A 23726-nucleotide genomic window follows, 5' to 3' on the forward strand; every position below is an offset into this window, starting at 1 on the left:
CATCACCCTATTTCAACATTTTTTGTAAAGCTTTTTTCACATATTGATCGGTTGTGAGATTCTTTTCTTCTTTTAACAATGGAAGAACCTTTTTAATTTCGCGATCACCGTATCCGAGAACACTTAAGGCTTCAAGCGCTTCGTCTAATGCCGTTTGCTGCGTTTCGACCTGAATATGGTCCTCGTTATTAAATAGATTGCCAATCATTTCAGGCACAACATCAGCTAGCTTTCCTTTTAGGTCGAGAATGATTTGGCGAGCTGTCTTTTTGCCAACACCAGGGAATTTAATCAGGAACGCTTCATCTTCACGTTCTATCGCTGAAATGACAGCGCCTGGATCACCTGAAGCAAGAATCGCTAGAGCCCCCTTCGGCCCAATCCCTGTGACATTTAACAGTTTTGTGAACAGCGCTTTTTCTTCTCGTGTTTGAAATCCATATAACGAAAAAGCGTCTTCCTTTATGTAATGATACGTATAAATCGTTTCTTGTTTATTGATTTGATAGATAAACGGGTTTGGGCTATAGACTTGATATCCCACTCCGCCGTTTTCTATGACAACATATTGCGGGCACACATAATCAATGGTCCCTTTTACAAACTCTATCACCGTTTTCACCTCTTTGACTGTTCTTCATTGTAACATAAATCGAGAAGAAAACCGCAATAAAAGTTAACATACGTTCGCTCAATGCATTTTTACGATGACACTACGAAAAACAGCTTGCGGCCTTCACACCAGCAAGCTGTTATACGCTTTAAAACGATATTTCATTTCGGTAAGTCTTCATGACTTCAAGCACATGCTCAAATTCATCCTTTGTTCGAAAAGGAATGCCTTGCTCAAGCTGCTCCTCCACATGACTTTCTAAACGGGACGTATCAATTTGAAAAAAGAGATGAATGGGCTCCGCCCAGCCGTCAGGCCTTCCATGAAACGTAGAAATCACACCGTCCTCTGATAATCCGATATATCCATTTGCTTTACTTAATGGAGAGATATCATCAATTTGCTTTCTAAAAAGCGCAAAATCCTCTTTCTGCTCTACTAGCGTCCAGCCTTTATACTGCGACCAGAATGTGTCTTTGTCTTCTAATGATGCCCGGTGTCTTTCAATACTCACATCTCCGTCTAGATAAACTTTTTCAAGCTGTACGGTGATCGAGTTTGACTGCTTTTGCAAGTGTTCTTTTCCTTCCATATCCGTAGCGAAAAAAAGCACACTTGTCATGATAAGTCCTGTAACGAAACATTTCATCTTCACTTTCACTATTTACACCTCTTTAAAACATGAGATCGATGCATGACATATGTAGTTTGACCCATTTTTCTAAACATTAACCAAATCGATGACATGAATATATGGGAAGAGTCTTTCGTTGTATCCTTCATTCGTAAATGGTATGTTTTATACAATCCATTGCTTTATCGAATGCTCGGTTTTTTCATCATTCGTTTTTCAGCCGCATAAACTGAAACCAAAGAAGGTGAAGTCAATGTCAGAAGTCAAAAGATTAGCCGAATCGATTCAGTATCATGAGGATAAACGTCTTCATAAGCTTGCCTTTAAACCGGCAGAGCTTGAGCTGTGCGGCAAAGGAAGAAGTGCCTATGTCTTTTCATACAAAAAAAACGGCAAGAAAATGGCGTTAAAAGTCTTTTTCCCTTCTTATCAGCATATTGCCCGCAAAGAAGCCGCCATTTATGAAAAACTTTCTGGTTCGTCTTACTACCCTGAGATTTATGAATCTGGGGATCAATATATTTTAATGGAATATATTAAAGGACATACATTCTATGAATGCCTCACAAAGGGGATTCCTATTAAAAAACAAATGATTGAACAAGTCGATGATGCGCTAGAAGAAGCACGCGAGAAAGGATTGAATCCTTCTGATATCCATCTGAGGAATCTGATCTTAACAAAGGAAGGACAGGTCAGGGTCATCGACGTTGCCCGTTTCACACAAACAAAAGCATGCCACCAATGGGATGACTTAAAAGCCGCTTACGCTTATTATCAAAAACCTTTTTTCCCGAAAAAAGCACCGCGTCTATGGCTTGAAGTGATTGCTTATTTATATAAAAAGAACTGGCTGTCCCGCGGCCAGTTTAATAATCGGAATGATTTCTCTGCATAATGAAAGCCGCTCTCACTGAGCGGCTTTCAGCGTGTAGACAAACCCTCGCATTCTTTGTCAGTCCTGCGCGCTAGTGCTCACGAATGTTCAATTCGCTCCGCGCCAGTGCTCGCCCTTCCTAGACTTCAAAGGTTTTCTATCACGCTGAAAAGAAGACAAAGGGCTAAAATAAAGATCATTTTAGCCCTTTGTCAACAATCTGAAAGCCCCTCTCACTGAGCGGCTTTTCTGTGTCAATCTGTTTCAACATGGATGCTATTCACATTTAATAAGTTAATGATTTCATTATTCAGCTTAAACCAATGATTGGCTTCTTCAATTTTCTTATACACATCATAGGTAGCTGGACGTTTTAGCTCGAAATCAAGCACTTCCCCATTGTTCATATGAAATGTTACCTTAAATACTTTCATCATAAGATCACCTTCCACTCTCTCTTGTTAGCTGGCCAAATAGATCGGCTCTTTTCATTCATTCTCTACTCAACTCGTTTCCCCTCCTTCTTTCCTTTCAAACACAAGAAGTTTAAATTTTGTTTAAATTCAAACAATATCTCTATCCCTCTTCTTTGCAAAGAAGTATAGTATTTTAAAAAGGAGGTTTTCTTTATGAAACGGAAAAAGAAACGAACATCTCCTGAAAGACAAACAGTCGTGTTTCATTTAACAGATGCCCTCATTCCGAGTCTGGACATGATAGGGGTTGCATTAAAGGCATTTTTCCACCTCTTAAGAAAAGCCTTATCCGCGATCTGATAAAACCCCGCACAACATGCGTGCGAGGTTCTTTTTTAGGATGAATATATTTGACTTCCTTGGCTGATAAACTCCTTCGCCTTCTTCTCCATCTCTTTTTTTACTTCTTCTGATTGATTGCGAATATCATGGGAAATTTTCATGCTGCAAAACTTCGGTCCGCACATTGAGCAAAAATGGGCAGTCTTAGCGCCTTCGGCAGGCAATGTTTCATCATGGAACTCCATCGCTCTTTCTGGATCAAGTGACAGGTTGAATTGGTCCCGCCATCTAAATTCAAACCTTGCTTTCGATAAAGCATCATCGCGCTTTTGAGCAGCAGGATGTCCTTTTGCTAGATCAGCAGCATGTGCAGCAATTTTATAGGCGATCACACCTTCTCTTACATCTTCTTTGTTCGGCAGCCCTAAATGCTCTTTTGGCGTTACATAGCATAGCATCGCTGTTCCATACCAGCCGATCATAGCTGCGCCGATGGCAGATGTAATATGATCATATCCCGGAGCAATATCTGTTGTAAGAGGTCCTAATGTATAAAATGGTGCCTCTTTGCAAATCTCCATTTGTTTGTCTACATTCTCTTTGATTTTATCCATTGGAACATGCCCAGGTCCTTCAATCATCACCTGAACATCATGTTTCCAAGCGATCTCTGTCAATTCACCTAACGTTTCCAGCTCTGCAAACTGCGCTTCATCATTGGCATCAGCTATTGATCCTGGTCTAAGCCCATCTCCAAGTGAAAAGGCAATATCATACGTTTTCATAATCTCACAAATATCTTCGAAGTGGGTATAAAGGAAATTCTCTTGATGATGAGCAAGACACCATCTTGCCATAATGGCACCGCCTCTTGAAACAATTCCGGTTACCCGATCGACTGTCAGCGGAATATACCTTAACCGCACGCCCGCATGTATCGTGAAGTAGTCTACTCCTTGCTCTGCTTGTTCAATTAACGTGTCTCTGTACACGTCCCACGTCAAATCTTCTGCCACGCCATTCACTTTTTCAAGCGCCTGATAAATGGGAACGGTGCCTACTGGGACTGGGCAATTGCGTATGATCCATTCTCTCGTTGTATGAATGTCCTTTCCTGTAGACAGATCCATCATAGTGTCTGCACCCCATCTGATCGCCCAAGTCATTTTTTCAACTTCTTCATCAATGGATGATGTCACAGCTGAATTGCCAATGTTCGCATTGATTTTGACATGAAAATGCCTTCCGATAATCATCGGTTCACTTTCAGGATGGTTAATATTCGCTGGAATGACGGCTCTTCCGCTGGCTACTTCCTCTCTCACGAACTCAGGACTTAACCCTTCTCTTAACGCGATGAACTCCATTTCAGGCGTCACAATACCTTTTTTTGCATAATGCATTTGCGTCACACAGGCACCTTGTTTTGCGCGAAGCGGCTCATGATGAAAATCAGTAAGAACATGCTGATGTGACGATTTCTCTTTGGAGCGATATCCGTTATCTTCAGGTTTTACATGACGTCCTTCATAGCTTTCTGTATCCCCTCTTTCTTCGATCCATGCCGCTCTCAGACGATGAAGCCCCTTTGTAACATCGATATGGGCACGCTCATCGGTGTAAGGTCCACTCGTATCGTACACACGAATCGGTTCATTTTGAATGTTTCCTGCCTGCGTCACCGTTTGTGAGAGGGCAATCTCTCTTTTTGGCACTAAAATGTCAGGTCTTGACCCTTTCTCATACACCTTTCGGCTGCCATCAAAGCTTGATAATAACGATTGAGTTGATAGGGTATTTTTCTTTTCTTTCATTTGCTGTTCTCTCCTTCTCTTCTTGTCACCGGACAGGATGGAATCAGCACCAGCAAAAAAACCAGGCTCTATGAACAGAACCTGGTTTCGTCGTTAGAAATAAACATGAATCTCATTTATAAGACACATGTATCATCTTCAACTTCCCCACGCTGGTACGAGCCAGATCAGGTCCAAAGGGTTAAGAAGCATACACTTCTCTCTCAGCCCAGCCGCGGGCACCCCTAGTCACATTTATTTATTTCCACAACAGTGTAGCATAGAGATGCCATGAAAAAAAGGAGTTTTAGGAAAATAGTTCCTTTTCACTACAAAAGAGATAAAGCCAGCTTGATATACACCTTTATATACATCATCCTCCTCAAACATTTAGATAAAATCTGAAATAATCATTGATCCTTTTCTCCTATTATGTATAATTAATCTAAACGGAGAATTTTTATACAGACTTTTTTAAAGGAAGTTCTAGTCGATTGCAAACATTTCTCACATTTATCGTCATAGGATTCTCAATTGCTCTACCAGTTGGAGCGATCACGGTTGAAATGACAAAACAAGGATTAAAAAACGGCTTCTTTCATGGTTTAACTGTAGGAGCAGGCGGCATGACCATTGATCTCTTACTAATCATGGCTTTGTATGCTGGATTTGCTCAGTTTTTATCACTGCCATTTGTCCAAATCCCGCTCTGGCTGATCGGAGCTATCTTCTTAATGATGCTCGCATACGATTCCATTAAACATGCGGATCAAGACATCCATTTAGCTGGCGAAAAAGTCAATAAATCTTTCGCAAAAACGTACAGAAACGGCTTGCTTGTCGCGGTGTCTCCTGGAAACCTTGTGTTCTGGGTTTCTGTATTCGGAGCTGTACTGGCAGATGCATATACAAAAACAGATTCATCTGAATTTATGCTGGCATCAGGCGGTATTTTGGCAGGGATTCTCCTTCATGACATCAGTCTTCTCACCCTTGTATCCTTAACAAGAAAAGTGATGAATCGAACGATGATCAAATGGACATCCATTATTGCTGGTATTTTATTACTTGGATTTGGCTGTTATTTCTTTTACGAATTCTATATAGGCATTAAGGTTTATTTTTAAGAAAAGGCTAAAGTTCTTGAGGAACTTTAGCCTTTTTTACTTATCGAGTCATGCCTGTTTGACCTGTTTCAAATTGTGTTCTTCTCATATCTCTAAAGCGTGTGAAAGCTCCCTCGTCTTTAATGACTTGGACAGCTCTTCCATCCGCATAACGAGTCGCTGCTTCTTCCACTTGTGATACGCCCTCTGACGTCAGACGTCCATCTGATTTAATGGCAATATACACATTTTCATCTGTTACCATCACCTGTGAGTCTGCAACGTGGTTCATTTTATTGACGCGATTGGCAATTTTTCTTGAACGCTGCACATTCTCTTGTTTATCGTAGCCAGAGAACGACATTTGGTTATGATAGTTCATATCTCCATGACTGTAGCGTCCGTCACCACCTGCGAGAGGCGTTCGATCATCTGCTTGAGGGCGGGTGCGATAATCAACATTCGTTGTATTCCCACCGTTCATTCCCTCCATGAGTTCAGAAACTGGCCCTTGATGATCTTGGTTATTGTCATCCGCACGGTTATTCGAATGATATCCGACTGGCTGACCTGATTGATTATGACGTGTATCTACACCTGCATTGTCATTTGTACCACATGCCGTTAACCCAATAGGAAGAAGCACTAATGCGATCGTTTTTTGCCATTTTTGTCTCAAACGAAAAACCCCCTGTACAAATTCAATCTCATGAGCGCGAAACAGGCTCTGTTTTAGCATGTACAGTTTGGGGAAAAATCAAGCTGTCAGTTATAAACAAAAAAAGGAACGATTGAGATCGCTCCTTCTGTTATTACTCTTCTTCGTCTTCCTCTGGTCTTGCAAAAACAGATTGACCTGGATATGGCTGCATATAAGGCTGAGCTGGATAAGCCCCCATTTGGCCATAAGGTACAGGATTCGGGTAATGTCCTGGCCATGGCTGATGCTGCTTCATGCCATCATCACATCCGCAGTCTTCCTTGCCATAAGCTTCATTTGAAACATTTGGATAAAAGCCTTGATTCACGTTCGCATTGACATTGGCGTTGGCATTGGCATTTGGATGCATATGGTGGTGCCAGTGATGCCCATCGTTTGCATGATGTTCATAATGTTCTCCGTAATAAGCTGGCGCTTGATACGCAGGATAATACGGCTGCGCTGGGTATGGATATGGCATCATGTGATGGTGATAATATGGCTGGACAGGATAGCAAAGACCTGACCCTGGTAAAATTGGCGATGCTGGCACCATTTGCTGCGGATATGGATACATTGCCGGCATGTAATGACCATGACCATAATAAGGATCATATGCGTCATGATGCTGGTGATGGTGATGATGTTCCTTATTCTCAGCCATTCCCCCTACCGCTGCGCCTCCTACATTCGGCATTTGCGGGAAATTAGGAAGGTTTGGGTAATTGCTGTGCTCCATATCTTTTCCCTCCTCCTTTTGATGCGGAATATGAATAAACGGATCATACCCCTTTGCCACTTCATCTTTTAAATGACCTTTATTTTCATGATGGAAATGGTCCTTGTTGTCTTTATGCTCCTTATTCTCATAATGAACATGATCTTTATGATCCTTTTTGTCATGAACATGATCTTTCTTTTCATGAACGTGATCTTTTTTCTCATGATGTTCTTTTTTGGGAGGAGGCGTGAATGGCTGGTAGAGATTGGTCTGATAATAATTCACATCGACTTGTGGAAAAGCTGGCTGCTCGATCTTTGGCACTGGCGGTACATAAGGTACAGGTTCGTTTGGCTTTTCTTTCGGCTTCGTATCTTGCACTTGCACGACATCTTTTGGCTTTTCTTTCACATACGGATGTTCTTTCGGCTTTGGCATTTCTTTTGCTTTCTGATGATCTGTTTTTACAGGAACACCACTAGATGGAATCTTGATCTTCATACCCGGCATGATCAAATCTGGGTTACTGAGCTGTGAATTTAGTTTTTTCAATTCTTGAAAGTCGACTCCGTATTTCTTTGAAATTTTCCAAAGGGAGTCTCCTTTTTGCACAATATGAATTTTCAACGTTTTCCCCTCCTATGCAAAACGTGAACGTAACGGTTATGTCAGAAGTACAATATGTTTCACCATAAATTTATGCCTATTTACAAGCCGATATGATAAAAACTTGTTTTCTGATAGGAGGGGCTGATTCATTATTTAATGGCGAGCATTTTATTCAGTGCAAGTAAAGCGTCTTTTGTCGTGTCTTCATTGACTTGAATCAAACCGACCGGATCACCTTTCTCTATGCTTTCTAGTGACCATAACAAATGAGGGAGATCGATCCGATTCATCGTCAAACATGGACACATATCCGGATTGAGGGATTCGATTTGTTTATCTGGATGCTGATCTATGATTCGCTTGACCAAATTCATCTCTGTTCCAATCGCCCACTTGCTTCCTGCTGCTGCTTCCTTGATCGTATCAATAATAAATTTCGTTGAACCGGCAAGATCAGAAGCCGTGACGACTTCATGCGTGCACTCTGGATGGACAAGAATTTGAATGTCACGGTCTCTTTTTCTCGTTTCTTCAATATTCCGCACCGTAAATTTCTCATGGACAGAGCAATGGCCTTTCCATAAAATCATCTTGATGCGGGAAAGCGGCTGATCGGTGATGAGCCTTTCTTCTATTTGATTCCAGACAGCCATTTCTTCAAGTGAAATACCTAAATCAAAGGCCGTATTACGCCCTAAATGCTGATCAGGGAGAAACAGAATGCGCTCTTTTTGTGTGAGCGCCCACTCCAGCACTTTTTTAGCGTTTGATGATGTCACAGTGGCCCCGCCATGCTTTCCGACAAATGCTTTAATATCAGCTGTTGAGTTGACATACGTAAGGGGAAGAATTGTCTCCCCAAACAGATCAGTGAGCTGCTCCCATGCTCTATCCGTTTGTTTCATGTTTGCCATATCTGCCATTGAACAGCCTGCTCTCATATCTGGCAATAGAACCTTTTGATTCTTATTTGACAGCATGTCTGCTGTTTCAGCCATGAAGTGAACACCGCAGAACACAATGTACTCCGCTTCCTTGTTGTCCGCGGCTATTTGTGCGAGCTGCAATGAATCTCCTGTTACATCTGCAAATTGGATGACTTCATCCTTTTGATAATGATGCCCTGGTATAAAAAGCTTTGATCCAAAGGCTCGTTTAATGTCTAACACACGCTGCTTCATCTCCTCAACAGATCGGTGTTTATATTCTTCTGGCATCATGGCTACATGTTGATTCGCGAGTACATCAAGCAGTGACATGAGTTGTTCCCCCTTTATGACTGAATTCCATATTCATACTAAAATCAAATGCTGGGGCAGAATGTGTCAGAAAACCAAGTGAAATAAGATCGACACCTGTCCCTCTGTAACTTGGCAATGTCTCTAGCGTGATACCTCCTGAAGCCTCTGTCAAAATTGTCTCAGGCGTCATTTGTTTAAAACGTTTTACCTCGTCCGGAGAGCAGTTGTCAAACATGATGACATCGGCCTTTGCATCTATGGCTTCCTTTAGCTGCGTTTCTGATTCAATTTCCACTTCAATTTTCACCATATGACCGGCATATGCTCTTGCTTTCTCTACTGCTTCATGAATAGAGCCGCATGCAGCGATATGATTATCTTTAATCATTACCCCATCTGATAAGCCGAAGCGATGATTCTTTCCCCCACCTGTCTTCACAGCGTATTTCTCTAACATACGCAAGCCGGGCGTCGTTTTTCTCGTATCACAAATCGTAATCGACGGGTCCGCTAATCGCTGCACTGCTTCATGTGTTAAAGTGGCGATACCTGTCATGCGCTGCAAGACATTCAAAATGACCCGTTCTCCTTTTAATAAGTCGCTGACTGGTCCCTTTATTTTCGCCAGCACTGCCCCTGAATGAATCCAACCACCTTCTTCAAAGAACAACTCAGTCTGAATCTGTTCATTCAGCAGGCGGTACCCTATGTCAATGACTTGAGAACCTGCCAATACACCCGATTGTTTTGCGATGATATAGGCTGTTCCTTTCTTTTCTCCAAAAATGCCATCAGCTGATACATCTCCAAAACCAATATCTTCTGTGAAAAAATGAGTCAGCATTTGTTTTAACTGTAAACGTTCCATTTGGCACCGATCCTTTCATTTTTCATCATGTGAATGTGGCCTTTTTCATGGACAATTTGCACGCCCCGCCATAATGCATCATTCCGATTTGGATAATCCATTCGATAATGACCACCTCTGCTTTCTGTACGAAGTAATGCAGACTTCACAAGGCAAATCGCTAATGCCCATTGATTGCTTAATTCGATCTGTTCACTTGTGATATTCTTCACATTCATTTGCTGATAAGGGACTTGCTGTAATGTTTGCAGTAAGGTCTTTAGCCCTTTTTCGTCTCTTACAATTGCGGCATATGTTGTCATCCATTGTCTCAACTGATCCTCTGAAACCTCTGGCACAGGCCATATTTCTTGAATTGAGAAAGAGGAGATTGTTTTTTTCTGTTTAGGTATTTCTTCAATTCTCCGTGCCGCTTTGTTTCCTAAAACGAGACCTTCCAAGAGAGAATTACTCGCCAATCGGTTCGCTCCGTGTAAGCCTGTACAGGCCGCTTCTCCGATAGCAAAAAGAGATGGAACCGTCGTTTCTCCATATTCATTCACGCAGATTCCGCCCATTAAAAAATGCATACCAGGGGAAACTGGGAGCCTGCCGCTTGCTATATCGACACCTGCACGCTCACACATTGCAGCAATTGCTGGAAAACGAACTGAGAAATGTGCAATTTCGCTGATATTGAGATACAGCTCATGACCTAATTGCTGCTCATGAAAAATAGCTCTAGAGACGATATCTCTAGGCGCTAAATCAGCTTGTGGGTGAATGCCTTTCATGATTCTCCTGCCTGTTTCATCTTCTAAATAGGCTCCCTCTCCTCGGACTGCCTCTGAAACGAGACCGACTGCTTTTCCAGCGATCGTCAAGAGGGTAGGATGAAATTGAACAAATTCTAGATCAGCTAATTGTGCACCGGCTCGATAAGCCATCATCAGTCCGTCTCCTGTTACAGAAGGGTCATTTGTGTTTGTTTCATAAAGGGAGCCGCAGCCGCCTGTCGATAAGACAACGGCATCTGCGGTCATGGTATGTACGCGATCTTTCTCATCTTTCCAGACCACTCCTATGCAGGTTCCTTCGTGAACGAGCAGATCAACGACATGGGAATTTTCATATAAATGAATATGTGAGCCAAGCTGATTTTTTAAATACTGCACGAGGGTTTTACCTGTTTGGTCTCCTCCTGCATGCAAAATGCGATGAGTCGTATGCGCCCCCTCTTTACCTAATTGCGGCACGCCCGTCTCCGTTTGATCAAATGGACAGCCTTCTTCTACGAGCTGCTCCACCATATGCTTTCCAAGACGTACGATCTCTTGTACCGCCCTTTCATCATTGTGATCACAGCCGGCGGCTAATGTGTCTTGTACATGCTGATGAACAGAATCCTGTGCTGAAAAGGCAGCAGCGATTCCTCCTTGTGCAAGCATGGAATTACTAGAGGAAAATTGTTTTTTTGTCATCATGATGACTTCGCAGCTTGCTGAAATGGTTTTTGCAAAGGAAAGCGCTGCAATGCCTGATCCCACCACAATGATTTTTTTGATTGATGACACCATCGCCCCTCCTGTCATTTACACCTGTCTTGACACATATCATTACACAACACTACAATAAATACAAGAAAAAATTTTCTCATAGGAGATGGATGGATTGGTTTATTTAGATTACGCAGCTTCTACACCTGTTTCGGAGGAGGCACTGCATGTTTTTCATCAGCTAAGTAAAGATTGCTACGGGAATGCAAGCAGTCTACATGATGCAGGCGGAAGAGCAAATGACATACTGACTTACAGCAGACAATCAATCGCTGCCATTCTTGAGGGCGAACCAGAGGGCATCTACTTTACAAGCGGCGGAACGGAATCCAATCTTCTTGCGATTCAATCGATGGCAAATGGTCTGCCAGCAGACAGGCAGCATGTCATCACAACTTCTGTAGAGCATCCTTCTGTTCATCATGCGGTTAAGAGCTTAGAGCGTCTTGGCGCGAAGGTTACGATCATTGAACCGAATCAAGATGGGATCATCACTCAGGACATTCTCAAAGATGCATTATTGCCTGAAACAGGATTAGTATCTATCCAGCATGCTAATTCAGAAACAGGGATTATCCAGCCGCTCGCTGAATTAGCACCCATTTTAAAAGAAAGGCACATTCTTTTTCATACAGATGCCGTGCAAACATTCGGAAAGGTTCGTGTGTCCATCAAGGAGCTTGGGGTTGATGCCGTATCCATCTCTAGCCATAAAGTGTATGCACCTAAGGGCGCTGGTGCTGTCTATATGGGCGCTCACGTTCCTTGGAAGCCTTTATATTCAGGTGCAGTTCAGGAAAATGGCTTCCGCCCTGGAACAGTGAACGTTCCATGCATCGGTGCTTTTGCTGCTGCGAGCGAACAATTAATGCTTAAGCTAGATGAGCAAAAACGGCAAAATGAGCAGCTTCGTGATTATTTTCTTCAGCAGCTGAAAATGAGACAGCTTCCTGTTCGTACACTTCAGAACAATGGCAATCGCCTTATGCTGCCTCATATTATTGGTTGTTTTTTTGAAGGGTTTGAAGGACAATATGTAATGTTAGCATGTAACCGGCATGGGATTTGTATATCGACTGGAAGCGCATGTGCTTCTGGTTATCATCATCCTTCCCCGGCTGTGAAGGCATTGCACGTATCAGACCGTGATGCTCTTCAATTCATTCGACTATCATTTGGATCGAAGTCGTCAAAAGAGGACATCGATCAGCTTTTGCATACATTTGAACAATTGCAAAAGGAGAAGAAAGGAGCATAAGACGTGGAGCAAGAGAGGAAACTCATTGGCGAAGAGAGAAGAAACGCCATTTTAGAGTGGCTGAAAGAAACAGATTCACCGCTCACCGGGAGCTTTTTGGCTAAAAAGGCGGCTGTCTCTCGACAAGTCATTGTACAAGATATCTCACTATTGAAAGCAAAAAACGAACCCATTATTGCCACAAGTCAAGGCTATGTGTATATGGCATCTCAGCATGCGCCAGAAAGAGAAATTGAACAAATCATCGCCTGCAAGCATGATCCTGTTCGTACAGAAGAGGAACTGACCTTAATTGTAGACTTTGGGGTGACGGTAAAAGATGTGATTATAGAGCACCCTGTTTACGGTGAACTAACGGCCTCGATTCGCGTCAGCACTCGCAAGCAAGTAGCTGATTTCGTTCATCATATTTCTAACACGGGCGCCTCCTACTTGTCAGAACTAACAGACGGTGTGCATTTACATACACTCACTTCTTACAGTCAAAAGCAGCTTGACCAAGCCATCCAAGCGCTCGATGATGCTGGCTTTTTAATTAAAGACTAAAAAAATAGTGTCCTATAAGGGACACTATTTTTCATTCGTTAGTTCATATGTTTGGTAGCTGCCGAGCAATTTGACTTCACAGCCAATTGCTTCTAATTCCTGAATCGCACCAGGGACAAGGACATCATCCATTTCTTTTTCTATATCTATAATAAATAAATAGTGTCCAAGACCAGTTTTTGTTGGACGAGATTCAATTTTTGACAAGTTGAGATTTCGCCAAGAAAAGGCAGATAACACGCGGTGCAATGCACCTGATTGGTCATCCTTTGGCAGACTGACGACAATGGTCGTTTTTGGCTTCGATGAGAACCCTGCATTCATTGGGAACGATGCTTTAGGATCTTTATGTAAAATAACAAAGCGTGTATGATTGTGCGGATAATCATGAATGTCTTTTTTTGCAATTGTTAAACCATACGTTTGTGCGGCAATTTCATTCGCAATGGCCCCAGCAGCCTCATCCGGATGCTCACTGATATATTTCGCTGCATAACCTGTTGATTCAACTGGACGATGCGGAATATCTGGGTACTGCTTTTTCAGAAATTGATGACACTGGGCAATCGCGTGCGGATGTGATTGGATCACATCTAATGTCTCCCAGCTTTCCGCTCTTGATGGGTGGACAAGCAAATGCTGCCGAATCGGTGCTGTCATTTCACCAACAATGGACAGCGCTTCTTCATGAATTAAATAATCAATCGTTAAGTTCACAGATCCTTCGAGTGCATTTTCAAGTGGAACGACCGCCAAATCGACTTCGCCTTTTGACACAGCATCCATACATTGCGGAATCGTTGCATAGGCACGCTGCATTGCATCTGCTGGAAAGCAAGAGCATACGGCCAAATGAGTAAATGTTGCCTCTGGTCCAAAATAACCTACAGTTAATTGCTTCATCTGCTATGATCTCTCCTTTTACGCCCCAGAACCTAGAATTTCAACTTTTTCGACAAATTCAAGTTTTCTTAATTGATTCATGACTGTATTGATATCATCTGCCATACCAGCCGTGCTAATGGATAGGGTGACATTCGCTCTTCCTTGCAGCGGAATCGTTTGGTGAATGGATAACACATTACAGCCAGAGTCAGCCACAATTTGCAGCAGTCTTGACAGAGCCCCAGACCGATCCTCAAGGTGGAAAAACAATGTGATGATCTGCTCTTTCACCATCGTATAAAATGGAAAAACAGCATCTCTGTATTTATAAAAAGCACTGCGGCTTAAATCCGCTTGTTGAACAGCATCGGCAACTGAATCCGCTTTTTTGCGATCGAGAAGCTTTTTGACTTCAAGCGTTTTTCGCATCGCATCTGGAAGGACATCCTCTCTTACTAAATAGAACGTTTCTTCTTTCACCTGTTTTCTCCCCTTTTAAAAACGGGAGAGCCCATGGACTGGACCCTCCTTTTGATCAATCAATAAATTCAAATTCAAATTCAAGCAGACGAATGATGTCGCCGTCTTGTGCACCACGCTCACGCAAGGCATCATCGACACCCATTCCGCGCAATTGTCTAGAGAATCGTTTCACGGACTCATCTCTTGAGAAATCTGTCATCTTAAACAGTCGCTCAAGTGCTTTACCCGTTATGACAAATGTACCGTCAGGATCTCTTGTGATCTCAAATGGTGCATCTCCCTCATCAAACCTGTACATTACGCGGTTATCAGACAGTTCCTCTTCATTATAAAGCGGGAATTCCGGTGTTGTTTCAAGCTGATTGGCGATTTCAAATAAAAGCTCACGAAGCCCTTCTCTTGTGATCGCACTAATTGGGAACACTTTATAGTCATCCGTTAATTTTTCTTTAAATGCCGCTAGATTGTCAGCTGCATCTGGCATGTCCATTTTGTTCGCTACAATGATTTGTGGACGCTCAGTCAATCTCATATTGTATTGCTCAAGCTCTTCATTAATCGTCACATAATCTTCGTACGGGTCACGTCCTTCAAGTGCTGACATATCAATGACATGGACAATGACGCGTGTCCGCTCAATGTGGCGTAAAAATTGATGACCTAAGCCAACACCTTCGTGCGCGCCTTCGATCAGTCCTGGCAGATCCGCCATGACGAAGCTTCGGTTATCATCTGTTTCGACAACTCCTAGGTTCGGCACAAGCGTTGTGAAATGATAATCTGCAATTTTCGGTTTCGCAGAAGAGACAATTGAAAGCAGTGTCGACTTCCCGACACTTGGGAAACCAACAAGTCCAACATCTGCAAGTACTTTTAATTCTAAGATGACGTCACGTTCTTTACCTGGCTCGCCATTTTCAGAAAGCTGTGGTGCAGGGTTTGCCGGTGTTGCGAAACGTGAATTTCCACGTCCGCCTCGTCCGCCTTTTGCAATGATTGCCCGCTGTCCATGCTCTGTTAAGTCTGCGAGTACTTGTTCTGTCTCTGCATCCGTCACAACCGTACCGGGCGGAACTTTGACAACCATTTCTTCCGCATTTCGGCCGTGCTGGTTTTTACTCATTCCGTGCTCGCCGCGATCCGCCTTAAAATGGCGCTTATAACGAAAGTCCATCAATGTTCTGAGTCCTTCGTCTACTTCAAATACAACATCTGCACCATTTCCACCATCGCCGCCAGCCGGTCCGCCTTTTGGCACATATTTTTCACGACGAAACGCCACCATACCGTTTCCGCCGTCACCGCCTTTAACATACACTTTAACCTGATCTACAAACATAACTTCCTCCGTTTCTCTGCATCACATATCTCATTCTTGCCTCAAACAAAGCTCGATCATGGACTCATGACTTGTCACATGAAATTGAACTACACTCATACATGGATAGTTTGCGTCATGAAACGCATTTAACGCATCCAAACTTGTTAATTTTCCTTTGAAATCAAAATATAAGATCACATCATTCTCTTCATGATCTGTTTGGAACGTGACCGTTAAATGATTTTCAGTTTTTTGGCAAACTGATTGATCGAATATCGAAAACAACTCCTGTGATACCGTTAGCAGCTGCGATTCATATGCTGATAAGTCTCGGGTTTCACCAAGCACTTCGTATTCTAAGGTGATAAAATGCGACTCCCAATTAAATGTTAGAAAGTAATAGGCCAATTGGGGAATTTTTAAATTTGAGAGTTTGGATTCATGCTGTGCTTCAATGACCATTTCTTCTATAATTTCAAACACACGGTCATATTTTTCTAATGTCAAGTTGCCCTTGATCAGCTGCAATTTATTCATCCAGTCATGTCTTGAACGACTGAGCAGATAGATCAATTCATTTGTTAATGCAACGTGAGTTAATTTTTCGTTTTGTTTACTTGATATCTCTTCCATTATCGCACTCCCAATCGTTTGGTCTCTCTTTTAGGAGTCTTATCATCAATATGTCTCCCTGAATTATAACAGAGAAGACAGCATAGAAAAACACTAGTTATGTGAGGAAAGGTTGTTTTTTCTGATCTATAGGAGAAAATGAGGCAAAGTCAGCAAACGTTCTTTGATATTGATGGAGTGCATCTCTTTTTCATCTTCGATACTACTTGTAAAAAGTGAAAAAACTCCAGTCAATGACCGGAGTTTTTAGCAATTATTGTGCCGCAGGATATACGCTCACTTTTTTACGGTCACGACCGAAACGTTCGAATTTAACTGTTCCGTCGATTTTAGCGAAAAGAGTGTCGTCGCCTCCGCGTCCAACGTTTTCACCTGGATAGATTTTCGTTCCACGTTGACGATAAAGGATAGAACCACCAGTTACGAATTGACCATCAGCACGTTTAGCGCCTAAACGTTTAGACTCAGAGTCACGTCCGTTCTTTGTAGAACCTACCCCTTTTTTAGATGCGAAAAATTGAAGATCTAATCTAAGCATGAAGTTCACCTCCTATTTTTTTGTAGATATTCTCACATAATCGTGATAATCTCGTTCGATTGTTTCTAAGGAAACGACCATGCCTTCTAAAAGCAGCTGGGCTTTTTCAAAGGATACTGGATCTGTATCAGCCGGCAATTCAAAAGAGAAATAGCCGCCTTCCTCGCCAATATCAAGCAGAGGGTCCAATCCTGTCAGTGCAATAATTGAATTGACTGAGCCGAAAACAACAGCAGATACTCCTGCACAAACGAGATCCTGACCTTTTTCAGCAAACTCGGCATGTCCAGTCATCTGAAAAGACGTAATGCTTTCATCTGCTGCCGACCGAGTAATGGTTGCTTTGATCATATCACTCACACGCCTTAAGCGTTGATTTTTTCGATAACAACTTTAGTGTAAGGTTGACGATGACCTTGTTTCTTGTGGTTGTTTTTCTTCGGTTTGTACTTGAACACAGTAATTTTCTTACCGCGACCTTGTTTTTCAACTTTAGCCGTTACTGTTGCTCCAGCAACTGAAGGGTTACCCACTTTGACAGTGTCTCCGCCGACAAACAATACGTTTTCAAAAGTTACTGTTTCACCTGCTTCAGCAGCTAGTTTTTCAACATAAACAGTTTGACCTTCTTCAACTTTTACTTGTTTACCACCAGTTTCGATAATTGCGTACATCTCTGCACCTCCTAATAAACTCAGACTCGCCGAATACAGGGGGCCTTAGGCTCTTTACACCTGCTTCGCGCGGTTGTAGCACGGGTGCTACATATCCATAACATTAAAAAATATATCAAATTAGACGCAGAATGTCAATGTATTTTCATAACTAGTACGGCAAAAGCAGCTCTTCCATTGAGGAGGTGGTTCTTCGATCTGAAAAATACGCATGAAGCAGTTCATTTTCGTCAAGCTGGCTCATTTTCACGCCATCTCTTTCAATAATAATCGGATGCTTACAGCCTCTTTGGAATCGCGCCATGACTTCATATACTTTTTCCTCAGCGCTCGCTCTCAGCGGAATCAGCTTTTCTACCTTTTGCTCTTTTTTACCGTAATAACGTTCTAGTAAAAAACGAACCCTGACATAATGCCGCTGCCGGTACTCCATCACGAGTGAATAGGCTAAAAAGGTGAGCAGCACCCAGCCGTTGAATTGAAGCGGCGCAAACAAAAGTAATCCGCCTGTCAACAGACTAAAAAAGACAAGGGAGCCTTTTATGGCAAGGGCATGTGCACGTTGGAAAGGGTAATATGCTGATAAGAGCAAAAAGAATAATTTCCCGCCATCTAGCGGCCAAATCGGCAAAAGATTCACAAGGAACATCGCCATATTATAAAAAGTGAACATCGTAAAAATGTCGTGTGAAATAAGAGAAGCTTCCATGAAAAACCACGCCATTAGCTGGAGCGGTACATGCTGGAGCGGCCCGCATAAAATGACCGCCAGCTCTTCCTTTAGCGGGCGGTTCCCATGCTCTTCTACTTCTACCGCTCCGCCAAACGGGAGTAGAAAAATCCGCCGAATGCGCCAATGATAATAGCAAGCAGCCGCTGCATGTCCAAGCTCATGGACAAAGACGATAATGAGCAGACAAAGCAGCGGCTTGATTTGACCAGAGAGGATCGCAAACGCCATCACAATCCACAGCAGCGGATGAATGTGAATTTTCGTCAGCATGACCAGCCATCTATTCAAAGGTCATCACCTGAATAGGATCGATAAACTGTTCATTTTGCTTAATGGCAAAGTAATATGTGCCCTTTCCTTGATCATCAAGTGAGATCTGGCCAATTTTCTCACCCTTGTCGACAAAATCGTATAAGGCCACATTGGCTTCCTTTAATTGACCGTACCAGCTATAGCTGTTATCCGCATGCTGCACGACCACTGTCAGCCCTGTGTCACTTTTCTTTTTCACTTCTACTACATAGCCTTCCTTCATACTGTCAATCGCTTCAGCCGCTGTTTCGATTTTGACACCTGCTCCGTTTTGCGTAAAGGATTCCTGTACTTTTCCAGAAGCAGGTACGGCCAGTTCTTGGTTCGCTTGTACATCTTTTTGGTCTTCCTTTTTGTCTGTTAAAAAGGCAAGGGGGTTTCCAACTGTTTTCTCAAACCAGCGATTGGCAGCAGCAAATTGAAAATCTTGCTCAAAGGTCTGCGTAATGATTGGCTTCAGCTGCTGAAACGGCCCTGCCTGACCTTTAAATGAAATGGCTGCAAATAACACAAGAGACGCAGATAATAAACATTTCAGCACAAAGGCATTGGGATTAAATAGCGGATGCTGATATTTCTTCGGCTGATGAGACGACGATTCAAAGGAAGACGACCCTGAATGCTTTTCTTCCTCTGTCAGCATGACCCATGGAGGGATATCCTCTTTTTTCTTAAAAGTCGTCTTCTTAGATGGAGCAGCTAACTGCTTCGTTTTGCGGCGCTGCGCGATTTTCTTTCGGTACTCGTCCACTCTTTTCATGAGATCACCCTTTACATACAAACAGTTTGTACATTTTATGTGGTGACCTCATCTGATATGCAACAAAAAGACCGATTCTGATCGAATCGGTCTCATCTTACCTGAATGCTTATTAAGCTCTTACACCAAAAAATGCTTTCAGCTTAGCAAACATTCCTTTGTTTTCATCTTCAAATGATTGAAGTGGAACAGATTCGCCTAGTACGCGGCGGGCGATATTACGATACGCAATCGAGACTTTATTTTTAGCATCCATGACAATCGGTTCACCATTGTTTGAAGCCTTAATCACGTCATCATCATCAGCGACAATGCCAAGAAGATCAATCGATAAGTGATGGACAACTTCATCCACATCCATTGAATCGCCACTTTTCGCCATGTGTGTACGAATACGGTTGACAATCAAACGAGGTGGTTCGATATCTTCTTGTTCTAACAAGCCGATGATACGGTCGGCATCTCTTACAGCTGAGATCTCAGGCGTCGTCACGACAATTGCCTTATCTGCACCAGATACAGCATTTTTAAAGCCTTGCTCAATTCCAGCAGGGCAATCAATGACGACATAGTCAAAGTCTTGTTTCAATGATTGAATTAATTCTTTGATCTGCTCTGGTTCTACAGCCGTTTTATCGCTTGTTTGAGCAGCGGGTAAAAGATACAAAAGATCCTCGAAACGCTTATCTTTTACAAGCGCTTGGTGAATTTTACATCTTCCTTCTACTACATCGACTAGATCATAAATAATGCGGTTCTCAAGCCCCATCACGACATCTAAATTCCGAAGGCCAATATCGGTATCAACTAGACACACCTTTTTCCCTTGAATTGCTAGTGCTGTGCCTAAGTTTGCAGATGTTGTTGTTTTGCCAACGCCGCCTTTTCCTGAGGTAATCACAATAGCCTCGCCCAATTTCACATTCCTCCCTCAAGCCTTGTCAGATTAGGTCTTATATGAGCCAATTGCTGCAGGCGTTCAATGATCATGTTGCCATCTATATCTAAATAAGCACATTCCATTTCATTTCCATCTTCTTTTTGATCTGGTGCACGGTTAAACACTTGTGCGATACGAAGCTGTGTTGGAATCATACGAGATGCCGCAATGACAGCTTGTTTATTCCCATTACATCCAGCATGTGCCACGCCTTTTAAAGCACCGAGCACAAAAATATTTCCCCCTGCACGAATCGTTCCGCCAGGATTGACATCTCCTATTAATAAAAGATCTCCTTCGACATACAGCACCTGTCCAGAGCGCACAATTTTCGCTACAGAGGTAATGTCAGCCTCTGCTTTTAATCGTCTCGCCTCTTCAGTTGACATGACGTCACTTTCAATAGAGTGAATGACGAGATGTTCATTTTCAGAGACTGCTTCAGTCAAACGCATTTCCTGATCCTCTGTTAAATACCGAAAACCAAGCTTAATATGCACATTAACCTTATGACCTTCTCTTCCATCTGTATATTGCTCAAGTAAAAGAACCTCTCGCAAGCCAGAAAGAAGGTCATCAAACGAACAGTCATCATTTAACTGTAATGTTAATCCGTTTTTTGTACCTTTTATTGTCACATATTGCTGTTTTTGAGTTTTCAAGATGCTCACCTCAACAACATACTCATTTCGCCGTATTTGGACAAACTCCTGCTTTTATTCGTCGATCAGTCCTTGTTTCATGTTGATGAAAAAGAGCCTAAGCGGCACAACAAGTATGAGAGACGCAGCAGTATTTAAAAGAATCGTTGGAATAAAGCGTTCGATGACATACGTATTAAACGGCATAATCCCTGGTTGAATTGTCGCTTGAACGCCGTACACATAAAACTCCATCACGGAAACAGCAATAATCGACAGAAAGACGACCACTAACATATTCGTTTGCAAAACTTTAAAGGCTTTCGCTAGCAAATAGCAGAGCGCTCCAAAGCCAAACATATGAACACCAAGTATGCCTGTATACGAAATATCATATAAAAGTCCAAAGATAAAACCGAAAATCACACCATATTTTTGATTCACAAACGCCGTCATAAATACAAGTGCGAGTAAGATGAAATGAGGAGCTAAAATTTGATTGTCTGAAACAAATGGGAGCTTCACTAGATCGACAAAAATACTGTCAAATACGAAGATAAACAACATGACGAAAGCAAGAAGGACACGTCTCACGAGCCTTCCTCCTTCGTCAATTCAGATGCATCTGCCGTACTTGAGCTGCGATTCACCACAATCACACGGTCTAAATTGTTAAGTTCAGCCGCTGGTTCTACATAAATGATTTTTGTCAGGCCGTAATGATCTGGCTCGATTTCACTTACCTTACCAATCGTCAAGCCTTGAGGAAATACGCCCCCTGCTCCAGATGTTTCAACAAGATCTCCTTTTTTGACATCTCCATCTGCATCAGATTTCAGAATATTCATTGTCAGCATTTTTTTCTTACTGTCATAGCCGTTAATAATTCCGTTGAGTTCTTCTTTGCCCTTTTTCGCAAAAATTTTCGTTGAAATTCTATTATTTTGGTCAGTAGAGCTTAGCAACCTTACAGTCGAAGTAAAATTGTTGAGCTTATCACTTTCAATTTTCCCAATTAACGCACCACTCTCATTTGTGACCGCCATATCTTTGTCAACGCCTTGTTTTTTCCCTTTATCAATCATGATAAAGCTATCCCAAAGGGACGGGTTTCTCGCGATAACCGTTGATAGAATTGGCGTATAATCACGAATAGAGTTCACATAACCGAGCTGCTTGCGTAGCTTTTTGTTCTCATCTTCTAGTTCTTGAAGTTTCGCCTCATATTGGGTTTGTCCATCAAGTTTTTTTCGAAGACGTTCGTTTTCATCGTATGTGTTCTTTAAATCTTGTACATTCCCATAAATACCGGCAATAAATTGTGATGGTTTATGAAAGACACCTTGAAAAAAGCCTGTCGTATCCCCCACTAATTTTTCCGGCCATGAAGCACCTCTGCCGCTTTTCACTGAAAAACCAATCATGGCCACCAGTACGATGACACAGACAAGGAGCAACATTAATCTTTTATTCATAAAAAACTGCGGCATGTCTTACACCTCTTTATTTACGCCCGATTATCGATTATCTTTTGATTTTCCTTTGAACAAATGAATATGCTCTAGTGCTTTTCCTGTCCCGATCGCCACACAGTCAAGCGGATCTTCAGCAATAATAACTGGCATCTTCGTTTCATCACTAATGACTTTGTCAAGATTACGAAGCAATGCACCGCCGCCAGTTAAGACGATTCCACGGTCCATAATATCTGCTGCCAGCTCAGGCGGAGTTTTTTCAAGTGTCATTTTCACCGCATCAACAATTGTTTCCACTGTATCACGAAGCGCTTTTGCAATCTCATCTGCTGTAATCGAGATTGTTTTTGGCAGGCCAGTTAAAAGGTCACGGCCCCGAATATCCATTTCATCATGCACATCAGGCTGCGCAGATCCAATTTCCATTTTAATAGCTTCTGACGTACGATCACCGATCATCAGGTTATACGTTTTACGGATGTAGCTGCTGATCGCATCATCCATTTCATCTCCTGCCACGCGGATCGATTGTGATGTCACAATACCGCCAAGAGAAATAATGGCTACCTCTGTTGTACCGCCGCCAATGTCAACAACCATACTTCCTGTTGGCTCCCATACAGGCAGGTTAGCACCGATCGCCGCAGCAAATGGCTCTTCAATCGGGTATGCGTCACGTGCACCAGCTTGTCTTGTTGCATCAATAACTGCACGCTCTTCTACAGCTGTAATACCAGATGGTACACATACCATCACGTAAGGTTTACGAGCAAAAAGCCCTTTGCCTTTTAATGCTTGATTAATGTAATATTTCATCATTGTTGCTGTCGTCTCGTAATCTGCAATGACTCCGTCTTTCATTGGGCGAAGTGCCACAATATTACCAGGTGTACGGCCAATCATGTTTCTCGCGTCATTTCCAACCGCCACTATAGACTTCGTATCAGTTTCCAAAGCTACGACCGAAGGTTCTCTTACAACAATGCCTTTTCCTTTAATAAAAACAAGCGTGTTCGCTGTTCCAAGATCTATTCCAAGGTCTTTTGTACCAATTCCAAACATATGTATGTAT

Annotated in this window: 28 protein-coding genes, 1 riboswitch and 1 other annotated feature; of the genes, 5 read left to right on the forward strand and 23 right to left on the reverse strand. The window is 42.4% G+C overall.

The features are described 5' to 3' along the window. Window positions 1-7: 7 nt before the first annotated feature. Both ruvA and MHB83_RS17220 read right to left on the reverse strand, forming a co-directional pair. Entirely contained in the window at window positions 8-613 is a 606-nt protein-coding gene (gene ruvA, locus MHB83_RS17215; RefSeq protein ID WP_253622379.1) for a Holliday junction branch migration protein RuvA, read from the reverse strand. 148 nt (window positions 614-761) lie between these two features. Beyond that, on the reverse strand, window positions 762-1262 hold the full coding sequence (locus MHB83_RS17220) for an intercompartmental signaling factor BofC (protein ID WP_253622942.1): 501 nt from the start codon (window positions 1260-1262) through the stop codon (window positions 762-764). A gap of 238 nt (window positions 1263-1500) precedes the next feature. Here MHB83_RS17220 and MHB83_RS17225 point away from each other — a divergent pair, with 238 nt between their 5' ends. Next, window positions 1501-2145 carry a protein kinase family protein gene (locus MHB83_RS17225; protein ID WP_253622378.1) on the forward strand — a complete coding sequence of 215 codons (645 nt, stop codon included), beginning with the start codon at window positions 1501-1503 and terminating at the stop codon, window positions 2143-2145. A 233-nt stretch (window positions 2146-2378) separates the two neighbouring features. Here the strand turns inward: MHB83_RS17225 and MHB83_RS17230 are convergent, their stop codons facing one another. Next, complete coding sequence (locus MHB83_RS17230) at window positions 2379-2558, reverse strand: hypothetical protein (RefSeq protein ID WP_034620653.1); 180 nt, start codon at window positions 2556-2558, stop codon at window positions 2379-2381. 195 nt (window positions 2559-2753) lie between these two features. On the opposite strand from MHB83_RS17230, the gene MHB83_RS17235 reads away from it, so the two are divergent. Continuing rightward, entirely contained in the window at window positions 2754-2900 is a 147-nt protein-coding gene (locus MHB83_RS17235) for a hypothetical protein (protein WP_003216600.1), read from the forward strand. A 35-nt stretch (window positions 2901-2935) separates the two neighbouring features. On the opposite strand, the gene thiC is transcribed toward MHB83_RS17235, so the two are convergent. After that, entirely contained in the window at window positions 2936-4696 is a 1761-nt protein-coding gene (gene thiC, locus MHB83_RS17240) for a phosphomethylpyrimidine synthase ThiC (protein ID WP_253622377.1), read from the reverse strand. Between the two features lie 127 nt (window positions 4697-4823). Beyond that, window positions 4824-4932: riboswitch (TPP riboswitch) on the reverse strand. Window positions 4933-5169: 237 nt separating this feature from the next. On the opposite strand from thiC, the gene MHB83_RS17245 reads away from it, so the two are divergent. Further along, window positions 5170-5802, forward strand: a complete 633-nt coding sequence (locus MHB83_RS17245; RefSeq protein WP_137054907.1) for a LysE family transporter — start codon at window positions 5170-5172, stop codon at window positions 5800-5802. A 40-nt stretch (window positions 5803-5842) separates the two neighbouring features. Here the strand turns inward: MHB83_RS17245 and MHB83_RS17250 are convergent, their stop codons facing one another. The 5 genes from MHB83_RS17250 to nadB all read right to left on the reverse strand — a co-directional run bounded on the left by MHB83_RS17250 (window position 5843) and on the right by nadB (window position 11476). Then, a complete protein-coding gene (locus tag MHB83_RS17250) occupies window positions 5843-6460 on the reverse strand; it encodes a YhcN/YlaJ family sporulation lipoprotein (RefSeq protein ID WP_003216228.1) in 618 nt (205 codons plus the stop codon). A 133-nt stretch (window positions 6461-6593) separates the two neighbouring features. Beyond that, window positions 6594-7829, reverse strand: a complete 1236-nt coding sequence (gene safA, locus MHB83_RS17255) for a SafA/ExsA family spore coat assembly protein (protein WP_277551941.1) — start codon at window positions 7827-7829, stop codon at window positions 6594-6596. Between the two features lie 131 nt (window positions 7830-7960). Continuing rightward, complete coding sequence (nadA, locus tag MHB83_RS17260; RefSeq protein WP_226803777.1) at window positions 7961-9070, reverse strand: quinolinate synthase NadA; 1110 nt, start codon at window positions 9068-9070, stop codon at window positions 7961-7963. Further along, window positions 9057-9920 (reverse strand): carboxylating nicotinate-nucleotide diphosphorylase, encoded by an 864-nt coding sequence (gene nadC / locus MHB83_RS17265; protein ID WP_335355703.1) that lies wholly within the window; start codon window positions 9918-9920, stop codon window positions 9057-9059. The genes nadA and nadC overlap by 14 nt, the downstream gene beginning before the upstream one ends. After that, a complete protein-coding gene (gene nadB / locus MHB83_RS17270; RefSeq protein ID WP_342496512.1) occupies window positions 9902-11476 on the reverse strand; it encodes an L-aspartate oxidase in 1575 nt (524 codons plus the stop codon). Before nadB ends, nadC begins: the two co-directional genes overlap by 19 nt. An 85-nt stretch (window positions 11477-11561) precedes the next feature. On the opposite strand from nadB, the gene MHB83_RS17275 reads away from it, so the two are divergent. Both MHB83_RS17275 and MHB83_RS17280 read left to right on the forward strand, forming a co-directional pair. Continuing rightward, window positions 11562-12713 carry an IscS subfamily cysteine desulfurase gene (locus MHB83_RS17275; protein WP_285859316.1) on the forward strand — a complete coding sequence of 384 codons (1152 nt, stop codon included), beginning with the start codon at window positions 11562-11564 and terminating at the stop codon, window positions 12711-12713. 3 nt (window positions 12714-12716) lie between these two features. Beyond that, entirely contained in the window at window positions 12717-13259 is a 543-nt protein-coding gene (locus tag MHB83_RS17280; protein WP_003216377.1) for a transcription repressor NadR, read from the forward strand. Between the two features lie 24 nt (window positions 13260-13283). Here MHB83_RS17280 and pheA read toward each other — a convergent pair whose 3' ends face one another. The 14 genes from pheA to MHB83_RS17350 all read right to left on the reverse strand — a co-directional run bounded on the left by pheA (window position 13284) and on the right by MHB83_RS17350 (window position 23716). Further along, window positions 13284-14162: a prephenate dehydratase gene (gene pheA, locus MHB83_RS17285; protein WP_003216746.1), complete on the reverse strand. Its 879-nt coding sequence runs from the start codon at window positions 14160-14162 to the stop codon at window positions 13284-13286. 18 nt (window positions 14163-14180) lie between these two features. After that, the gene (locus MHB83_RS17290; protein ID WP_003216269.1) at window positions 14181-14624 is read right to left on the reverse strand and encodes an ACT domain-containing protein; all 444 of its coding nucleotides are present in this window, start codon (window positions 14622-14624) and stop codon (window positions 14181-14183) included. Window positions 14625-14679: 55 nt separating this feature from the next. Next, window positions 14680-15966, reverse strand: coding sequence for a GTPase ObgE (gene obgE / locus MHB83_RS17295; protein ID WP_342496513.1), 1287 nt, complete (start codon window positions 15964-15966; stop codon window positions 14680-14682). 30 nt (window positions 15967-15996) lie between these two features. Next, the gene (locus MHB83_RS17300) at window positions 15997-16581 is read right to left on the reverse strand and encodes a sporulation initiation phosphotransferase B (protein ID WP_003216825.1); all 585 of its coding nucleotides are present in this window, start codon (window positions 16579-16581) and stop codon (window positions 15997-15999) included. Window positions 16582-16834: 253 nt separating this feature from the next. Continuing rightward, a complete protein-coding gene (gene rpmA / locus MHB83_RS17305) occupies window positions 16835-17119 on the reverse strand; it encodes a 50S ribosomal protein L27 (RefSeq protein ID WP_003216586.1) in 285 nt (94 codons plus the stop codon). A gap of 12 nt (window positions 17120-17131) precedes the next feature. Further along, the gene (locus tag MHB83_RS17310) at window positions 17132-17470 is read right to left on the reverse strand and encodes a ribosomal-processing cysteine protease Prp (protein WP_003216478.1); all 339 of its coding nucleotides are present in this window, start codon (window positions 17468-17470) and stop codon (window positions 17132-17134) included. Window positions 17471-17484: 14 nt separating this feature from the next. Beyond that, window positions 17485-17793 carry a 50S ribosomal protein L21 gene (rplU, locus tag MHB83_RS17315; RefSeq protein ID WP_003216781.1) on the reverse strand — a complete coding sequence of 103 codons (309 nt, stop codon included), beginning with the start codon at window positions 17791-17793 and terminating at the stop codon, window positions 17485-17487. 12 nt (window positions 17794-17805) lie between these two features. Beyond that, window positions 17806-17878: a sequence feature (ribosomal protein L21 leader region), on the reverse strand. Between the two features lie 66 nt (window positions 17879-17944). Next, a complete protein-coding gene (locus MHB83_RS17320; RefSeq protein ID WP_342496514.1) occupies window positions 17945-18814 on the reverse strand; it encodes a M50 family metallopeptidase in 870 nt (289 codons plus the stop codon). After that, window positions 18807-19598 carry a M23 family metallopeptidase gene (locus MHB83_RS17325; RefSeq protein ID WP_226803782.1) on the reverse strand — a complete coding sequence of 264 codons (792 nt, stop codon included), beginning with the start codon at window positions 19596-19598 and terminating at the stop codon, window positions 18807-18809. Before MHB83_RS17325 ends, MHB83_RS17320 begins: the two co-directional genes overlap by 8 nt. Window positions 19599-19710: 112 nt before the next feature. Further along, on the reverse strand, window positions 19711-20514 hold the full coding sequence (gene minD / locus MHB83_RS17330; RefSeq protein WP_003216504.1) for a septum site-determining protein MinD: 804 nt from the start codon (window positions 20512-20514) through the stop codon (window positions 19711-19713). A 2-nt stretch (window positions 20515-20516) separates the two neighbouring features. Continuing rightward, window positions 20517-21200, reverse strand: coding sequence for a septum site-determining protein MinC (gene minC / locus MHB83_RS17335; protein ID WP_106029075.1), 684 nt, complete (start codon window positions 21198-21200; stop codon window positions 20517-20519). Between the two features lie 54 nt (window positions 21201-21254). Further along, window positions 21255-21773 (reverse strand): rod shape-determining protein MreD, encoded by a 519-nt coding sequence (gene mreD / locus MHB83_RS17340; protein WP_034661648.1) that lies wholly within the window; start codon window positions 21771-21773, stop codon window positions 21255-21257. Then, entirely contained in the window at window positions 21770-22669 is a 900-nt protein-coding gene (gene mreC / locus MHB83_RS17345; protein ID WP_050943652.1) for a rod shape-determining protein MreC, read from the reverse strand. Before mreC ends, mreD begins: the two co-directional genes overlap by 4 nt. Window positions 22670-22696: 27 nt before the next feature. Continuing rightward, entirely contained in the window at window positions 22697-23716 is a 1020-nt protein-coding gene (locus MHB83_RS17350; RefSeq protein ID WP_003216532.1) for a rod shape-determining protein, read from the reverse strand. Between the last annotated feature and the right edge of the window lie 10 nt (window positions 23717-23726).

Origin of the sequence: Bacillus sp. FSL K6-3149, assembly GCF_038630515.1 — a bacterium.
GTDB lineage: Bacteria > Bacillota > Bacilli > Bacillales > Bacillaceae > Bacillus > Bacillus pumilus.

Coding starts and splice junctions, on each gene's coding strand:
- MHB83_RS17220 (WP_253622942.1), bottom strand. CDS start 1,262: ATGAAATGTTTCGTTACAGGACTTATCATGACAAGTGTGCTTTTTTTC.
- MHB83_RS17225 (WP_253622378.1), top strand. CDS start 1,501: ATGTCAGAAGTCAAAAGATTAGCCGAATCGATTCAGTATCATGAGGAT.
- MHB83_RS17230 (WP_034620653.1), bottom strand. CDS start 2,558: ATGAAAGTATTTAAGGTAACATTTCATATGAACAATGGGGAAGTGCTT.
- MHB83_RS17235 (WP_003216600.1), top strand. CDS start 2,754: ATGAAACGGAAAAAGAAACGAACATCTCCTGAAAGACAAACAGTCGTG.
- thiC (WP_253622377.1), bottom strand. CDS start 4,696: ATGAAAGAAAAGAAAAATACCCTATCAACTCAATCGTTATTATCAAGC.
- nadA (WP_226803777.1), bottom strand. CDS start 9,070: ATGTCACTGCTTGATGTACTCGCGAATCAACATGTAGCCATGATGCCA.
- nadC (WP_335355703.1), bottom strand. CDS start 9,920: ATGGAACGTTTACAGTTAAAACAAATGCTGACTCATTTTTTCACAGAA.
- nadB (WP_342496512.1), bottom strand. CDS start 11,476: ATGGTGTCATCAATCAAAAAAATCATTGTGGTGGGATCAGGCATTGCA.
- MHB83_RS17275 (WP_285859316.1), top strand. CDS start 11,562: ATGGATGGATTGGTTTATTTAGATTACGCAGCTTCTACACCTGTTTCG.
- pheA (WP_003216746.1), bottom strand. CDS start 14,162: ATGAAGCAATTAACTGTAGGTTATTTTGGACCAGAGGCAACATTTACT.
- obgE (WP_342496513.1), bottom strand. CDS start 15,966: ATGTTTGTAGATCAGGTTAAAGTGTATGTTAAAGGCGGTGACGGCGGA.
- MHB83_RS17300 (WP_003216825.1), bottom strand. CDS start 16,581: ATGGAAGAGATATCAAGTAAACAAAACGAAAAATTAACTCACGTTGCA.
- rpmA (WP_003216586.1), bottom strand. CDS start 17,119: ATGCTTAGATTAGATCTTCAATTTTTCGCATCTAAAAAAGGGGTAGGT.
- MHB83_RS17310 (WP_003216478.1), bottom strand. CDS start 17,470: ATGATCAAAGCAACCATTACTCGGTCGGCAGCAGATGAAAGCATTACG.
- rplU (WP_003216781.1), bottom strand. CDS start 17,793: ATGTACGCAATTATCGAAACTGGTGGTAAACAAGTAAAAGTTGAAGAA.
- MHB83_RS17325 (WP_226803782.1), bottom strand. CDS start 19,598: ATGAAAAGAGTGGACGAGTACCGAAAGAAAATCGCGCAGCGCCGCAAA.
- mreC (WP_050943652.1), bottom strand. CDS start 22,669: ATGCCGCAGTTTTTTATGAATAAAAGATTAATGTTGCTCCTTGTCTGT.
- MHB83_RS17350 (WP_003216532.1), bottom strand. CDS start 23,716: ATGTTTGGAATTGGTACAAAAGACCTTGGAATAGATCTTGGAACAGCG.